Origin of the sequence: Microcystis sp. M49636_WE2, assembly GCF_030065375.1 — a bacterium.
Lineage (GTDB): Bacteria > Cyanobacteriota > Cyanobacteriia > Cyanobacteriales > Microcystaceae > Microcystis > Microcystis aeruginosa_C.
The window spans coordinates 1-1,657 of record NZ_JASJFG010000986.1 but is presented as its reverse complement, the minus strand read 5'-3'; the positions used below and the strand labels follow the sequence as shown (position 1 = coordinate 1,657).

General features: G+C 40.0%; 2 protein-coding genes. Both read left to right on the top strand.

Annotated features, from left to right (window positions below; all coding sequences use genetic code 11):
- Window positions 1-292: TilS substrate-binding domain-containing protein (locus PX484_RS22655; protein ID WP_288105623.1), on the top strand; the 292-nt coding region annotated here is incomplete at its 5' end.
- A 334-nt stretch (window positions 293-626) separates the two neighbouring features.
- The coding region (locus PX484_RS22650; RefSeq protein ID WP_288105620.1) for a UvrD-helicase domain-containing protein at window positions 627-1,657 on the top strand (1,031 nt) is incomplete at its 3' end.

The following is a 1,657-nucleotide window of genomic DNA, read 5'->3' as shown; positions in this document are numbered from 1 at the left end:
GGAAGCAGAAAGCGATTATTTAGATAGTATTGCCCGGGATATTTTTCGTCAGGTTATCGATCTAGATCAACAAAGACTCGATCGCTCCCCTTTACAAATTCTACCTCTAGCGATACAAAGACGAGTGATTCGTTTATTTTTAGCTCAATATTTACCCTCATCACCTAATTTTGCCGAAGTTGAGTCAGTGGTTAATCTCATTACTGGTGTTAATCGCGATGCCACTTCCTCCTTAACCGGCAAAATTCGGGTAGAAGTACAACAAAATTGGCTATATATCAGTGATCAGTGATCAGTTAAGTAGCTGGTTATAATTAAATTAAAGATAGATTTTAGGTTCGATCCCCCCTGCCCCCCTTGATAAGGGGGGTGCCGATAGGCGGGGGGATCTGAAAGTTTTCAATACCTACCTACTTATCAGTTATCAGTGATCAGATTACAGTTTTAAGTGGACAGTGTTAGGGGAAAACTTTGCTACTTTCTTTTCACTGATTACTGATTACTGTTCACTGAAAAAAACCCATCTCCCCATTCTAGTTATCTGTAGCTAACTTTTACAGCAATTAGTTTAAAGATAAACTAAAATAGTAATACAATTAAACTAAAAATAAAATTGGCGTAGAATAATGAGCGAAACTAAAGTAATTAATCGAGAAAACTTACTGGTAAATCTCCGGCAACAACTGCGAGCCGGACAACAGGAATTAGCCGATTGGCAAGGGGGAAAAATGGCCATTTCTGCGGTGCCGGGGGCGGGAAAATCCCACAGTTTGGCCGTAGCTGCCGCTATGGTTATTGCTCGTGAGCAACTTCATGCTAAAAAACAGTTAATTATTGTCACCTACACGCGCTCGGCTGCCGCTAGTATTAAAGCTAAAATTAAACAACGCTTGCAAGATTTACAACTTTCGGTCCAAGGTTTCAGCGTCCAAACTCTGCACGGACTGGCTCTACAATTAGCCCGTCGTTACCCAGAATTATCGGGATTAGACCTCGAATCTTCTACCTTAGTTATTCCGACTCCTAGCCATAGAATTATTAGAAACTCGGTGGAAAAATGGCTAATTACTGAACCAATTCGTTATCAAAAGTTATTAGAAGGAGTGGAATTTGATGGGGAAGAAACAGAAAGATTACGCCGTCAATCGGTGCTGAGAACCGAAATTTTACCTAGTCTTGCCTATACGGCCATTCATGAGCTAAAAAGTTCGGGATTATCACCGCAGCAAGTCTGGGAATTAAGCCACTATACCGAAGATAATTATCAAATTCTCGCTATTGCTAGTGGTTTGTACCAACAGTATGAAATCCTGATGCGTCAGAAAAACTATATAGATTATGATGACATGATTTTAGGAGCCTTGCGAGTATTAGAGGAAGAAAAAATTCGCCGACAATGGCAAAAATCTGTCTTTGGAGTCTTTGAAGATGAGGCACAGGATTCTAGTCCTCTCCAAGAAAAACTAATTACTATTTTAGCAAAAAATAATGACGGGGAAATACCTAATTTAATTCGCGTCGGCGATCCCAATCAAGCGATTAATTCTACCTTTACCCCCGCCGATCCTGTTTACTTTAATTGGTTTTGTGAAAGTTGTCAAAACGAAGGCAATTTATCCACTATGAACCAAGCAGGTCGCAGCAATACTAAAATTAT